The sequence below is a fragment of the Stenotrophomonas sp. P5_B8 genome (assembly GCF_054049855.1).
Window position 1 is genome coordinate 1 of the sequence record NZ_JBFULO010000357.1, and the last position, 4,171, is coordinate 4,171.

Annotated in this window: 5 protein-coding genes; 4 read left to right on the plus strand and 1 reads right to left on the minus strand. The window is 69.3% G+C overall.

What is annotated here, in order from left to right; all coding sequences use genetic code 11:
- The 4 genes from ACXJKH_RS16220 to ACXJKH_RS16235 all read left to right on the plus strand — a co-directional run.
- Nucleotides 1-488 (plus strand): class I SAM-dependent methyltransferase (locus tag ACXJKH_RS16220; RefSeq protein ID WP_457320835.1); only part of this gene is annotated, 488 nt, incomplete at its 5' end.
- 9 nt (nt 489-497) lie between these two features.
- Entirely contained in the window at nt 498-1,553 is a 1,056-nt protein-coding gene (locus tag ACXJKH_RS16225; RefSeq protein WP_457320837.1) for a quinone-dependent dihydroorotate dehydrogenase, read from the plus strand.
- Nucleotides 1,550-2,599: a UDP-N-acetylmuramate dehydrogenase gene (gene murB / locus ACXJKH_RS16230; protein ID WP_457320839.1), complete on the plus strand. Its 1,050-nt coding sequence runs from the start codon at nt 1,550-1,552 to the stop codon at nt 2,597-2,599. The genes ACXJKH_RS16225 and murB overlap by 4 nt, the downstream gene beginning before the upstream one ends.
- A 32-nt stretch (nt 2,600-2,631) precedes the next feature.
- Nucleotides 2,632-3,519: a DMT family transporter gene (locus ACXJKH_RS16235; protein WP_457320842.1), complete on the plus strand. Its 888-nt coding sequence runs from the start codon at nt 2,632-2,634 to the stop codon at nt 3,517-3,519.
- Between the two features lies 1 nt (nt 3,520).
- On the opposite strand, the gene ACXJKH_RS16240 is transcribed toward ACXJKH_RS16235, so the two are convergent.
- Nucleotides 3,521-4,171, minus strand: a 651-nt coding sequence (locus ACXJKH_RS16240) for a phosphotransferase family protein (RefSeq protein ID WP_457320840.1), incomplete at its 5' end; no start/stop codon positions are given.

Consider the following 4,171-nt stretch of genomic DNA (forward strand, 5'->3'; position numbering starts at 1 on the left):
CCGCCGAAGCGACCACGCTGGCCGATGACAGCGTCGGCCTGGTGGCGGCCGCGCAGGCCTTCCACTGGTTCGACACCGACGCGGTGCGCGCCGAATGGGCGCGCATCCTGCACCCGGGCGGGATGGCGCTGGTGTTCTGGAATTCGCGCCTGCTCGATGCCTCGCCGTTCCTGATCGGCTACGAGCAGCTGCTGCTGGAGTTCGGCACCGATTACACCCAGGTCGCCGAGCGCTACCAGGACGACGACGCGATGCGCGCCTGGTTCGGCCCCGGCCTGCGCGGCATGGCCAGCTTCCCCAATGTGCAGCGCATGGATCTCGATGGCCTGCGTGGACGGCTGCTGTCCTCTTCCTACGCCCCGCAGGCCGGGCATCCGCGCCATGCGCCAATGCTGGAGGCCCTGCAGCAACTGTTCGACGCGCATGCCGTGGACGGCCAGGTCGCTTTTGAATACCACACCCGCGCCTTCGTCGGCACGCTGGACTGATAGAACGCCATGTACTCGCTTGCCCGTCCCTTTCTCTTCACCTTCGACGCCGAGCGCGCCCACGGCCTGGGCCTGAGCGCCCTGGAGCTGGCCTACCGCACCGGCACCACGCCGCTGCTGGCCGGCCGCATCGCGCCGTTGCCGACCCAGGCCTTCGGCCTGACGTTTCCCAACCCGGTTGGGCTGGCGGCCGGGCTGGACAAGAACGGTGAGCACATCGACGCGCTGCTGGCACTGGGCTTCGGCTTTGTCGAGATCGGCACGATCACCCCGCGCCCGCAGGCCGGCAATCCCAAGCCGCGGCTGTTCCGGCTGCCGGCGCACCAGGCCATCATCAACCGCATGGGGTTCAACAACCTCGGCGTGGATGCACTGGTGCGCAACGTCGAGCGCGCCAAGCGCCGCAGCGGCCTGCTCGGGATCAACATCGGCAAGAACAAGGACACCCCCAACGAGCAGGCGTTCGACGACTACCAGCACTGCCTGCAGAAGGTGTATCCGCTGGCCGACTACATTACCGTCAACATCTCCTCGCCCAACACCGCCGGCCTGCGTGAGCTGCAGGAAGAGAACGCGCTGCGCCAGCTGGTGTCGCAGCTGCGCGAGAGCCAGGAATCCCTGGCCGCCCAACATGGCAAACGCGTGCCGATGCTGGTCAAGGTGGCACCGGACCTGAGCGACCGCGACATCGATGCCGCCGCGCGCGTGCTCAGCGAGCTGCAGGTCGACGGGGTGATCGCCACCAACACCACCATCGACCGCAGTGCGGTTGCCGGCGACAGGCTGGCGCAGGAAGCTGGCGGCCTGTCCGGTGCGCCGCTGCTCGGCCAATCCACCCTGGTGCTGCGCCGCCTGCGCGCGCGCCTGCCCGAATCGATGCCGCTGATCGGCGTCGGCGGCATCCAGTCCGGCGCTGACGCGGTGGCCAAGATGTCCGCCGGTGCCGCGCTGGTGCAGTGCTACAGCGGCCTGATTTTCCGTGGCCCGGCCCTGGTACAGGACTGCGTGGAGGCCATCCGCCGCCGCCGCGAAGCCCCCAGCCGCGGTGCGGTCGCCCCCCTATGAGTAACGCAATGCCCGCCTGGATCCTCACCGAAAACGCCTCGCTGAAGGCGCTCAACACCTTCCACGTCGACGCCACTGCCGCGCAGCTGCTCGAGCTGCACGACGCGTCGCTGCTGCCGGAGGTGCTGGCGCTGCCGCAGGTCGCCGACGGCCCGCTGCTGGTGCTGGGCAGTGGCAGCAACGTGCTGCTGGCCGGCGATGTGGAGGGCACCGTGCTGGTGTTCGCCAACGCCGACATCCAGATCTTGGAGCACCGCGCCGACCATACCGTGGTGCGCGCCGGGGCCGGGGTGAACTGGCACGGGCTGGTGATGTGGTCGCTGCAGAACGGGCTTTCCGGGCTGGAGAACCTGGCGCTGATTCCCGGCACCGCCGGCGCATCGCCGATCCAGAACATCGGCGCCTACGGTGTGCAGGTGGAAGAATTCATCCAGACCGTGGAAGCCTGGGACCGCGAGGCCGGCGAATGGGTACGGCTGGATACCGAGGCCTGCCAGTTCGGCTACCGCGACAGCGTCTTCAAGCATGCCCCGGACCGCTACCTGATCAGCGCGATCGAACTGCGCCTGCCGCTGCTGCATGAGTTGCGCCTGGGCTACGCCGGGATCAGCGAAGAGATGCAGGCGATGGACGTGGAACTGCCGGCCGCCACCGATGTGGCCAATGCGGTGATCAACATCCGCCGGCGCAAGCTGCCCGATCCGGATGTGCTCGGCAATGCCGGCAGCTTCTTCAAGAACCCGGTGCTGCCGCTGGAACAGGTCGAGGTACTGCTGCAGCACTTCCCCGAGCTGCCGGTGTATCCGGCCGCCGAGGACAGCCGTCGCAAGCTGTCGGCGGCATGGATGATCGAGGCCTGCGGCTGGAAGGGCTACCGCGAGGGCGATGCCGGCGTGTCGCCGGACCATGCGCTGGTGCTGGTCAACCATGGCGCAGCCAGCGGTGAGGACCTGCTGGCCCTGGCGCGGCGGATCTCGGCCTCGGTGCTGGAGAAATTCGGCGTGCCCATTGAACCGGAGCCCCGCCTGATCGGCGCGCAGTGGTGACCCCACCGCTCGCCCTGCCCTCTGCCACTCCCTTGCGTGCGGCACTGTTGATGCTGGGCAGCACGCTGGCGTTTGGTTTGATGGCGGTGGCGATCCGCTACGCCACTGCCCACGTACCCACCCAGGAAGTGGCGTTCTTCCGCAACGCGTTCGGCCTGCTGGTGCTGCTGCCGCTGCTGCTGCGCCCGGGCCGCGGGTCGCTGCGAACCCAGCAGTTGCCGCGTTACCTGCTGCGCAGCGCGATCGGCCTGGCCTCGATGCTGTGCGCGTTCTGGGCGATCGGCCATCTGCCGATGTCGCAGGCGATCTCGCTGTCCTATTCCACCCCGCTGTTCGTCACCATCGCTGCGGTGCTGTGGCTGGGCGAGACCGTGCGCGCGCGCCGCTGGGCCGCGGTCATCATCGGCTTCATCGGCGTGCTGATCATCGTGCGGCCGGGCTCGACCAGCTTTACCCCGGGCACCCTGGTGGCGGTGCTGGCCGCCGTGCTCAGTTCGCTGGTGGCCATCCAGATCAAGCAGCTCACCCGCGTGGACAGCGCCGATGCGGTGGTGCTCTACACCTATCTGTTCTGGGTGCCGCTGTCGCTACTGCCGGCGGTGTTCGTGTGGGTGTGGCCGACCGGCATGGCGTGGCTGTGGCTGGCCGCCACCGGGCTGTTCGGCACCGTCGGCCAGCTGCTGTGGACCCGGGCGCTGCGACTGGGCGAGGTGTCGGCACTGACGCCGATCAGCTTCATGCAGTTGCCGCTGGTGGCCGTGCTGGGCTGGCTGCTGTTTGGCGAGACGCTGGACCGCTGGACCGTGATCGGCGCCGGCATCATCCTCGGCGCCAACGCCTACATCGCCCACCGCGAAGCGGTACTGTCGCGGCGCGCGGCCTCGCAGGCCGCCAGCGCCGGTGCCAAGCCCGGCCAGTAGGTCACGCGGCGGCCGCCGCCCAGCTACGCGCGGCACTGTCGACCACGTTGCCCGGGGCGAACTGCTCGTCCATGTAGCGCAGCGCCTGGCGACGCTGGGTGGGTGGGCGCGAGGCGGCACCCGGCTCCAACAGCAGGTCATGGAACTCCTGCACGTCCTGCAGGATCCGCCAGTGCCGGTAATAGGCGATGCGCGCCGCATCCACGGCCACTTCGCCGTAGCCCTCGCGGAAACACGGGGGATCCTCGCGCCCCCAGCGCCCGCCAACCGCAGCCCCGACCAGCATCAGGTCGCGCTCGCGCGGGGCCAGCATCATCTCGTCCCAATCGATCAGGCACAGGCCGCCATCGGTGCGCAGCAGCAGGTTGCCGGCGTGCAGGTCGCCGTGACACAGCACCCGTAGGATCGGATGCCGGACCAGCCGTTCGCGCAGTTCCACGCAGCGCTGCCAGACCTCGGCGATACGCGGCCGGTGCTGGCGCCACGCACGCAGGTACTGTGCAGACAGATCGTCAGCCAGCGGCCAGCGCGCATCACCACGGCGCAACCAGGCCCCCACGCGCTCCACGGCGGTGTCATCGTCGAAGMCCGGCTGCGCCAGTCCGGCGGCCAGGGTGTCCGGCAAACGCACCTCGTGCACCTGGCGCAGCAC

Bases quoted from the DNA above. Each gene is read 5' to 3' on its own strand.
- murB (WP_457320839.1), top strand. From the start codon at position 1,550: ATGAGTAACGCAATGCCCGCCTGGATCCTCACCGAAAACGCCTCGCTG.
- ACXJKH_RS16225 (WP_457320837.1), top strand. From the start codon at position 498: ATGTACTCGCTTGCCCGTCCCTTTCTCTTCACCTTCGACGCCGAGCGC.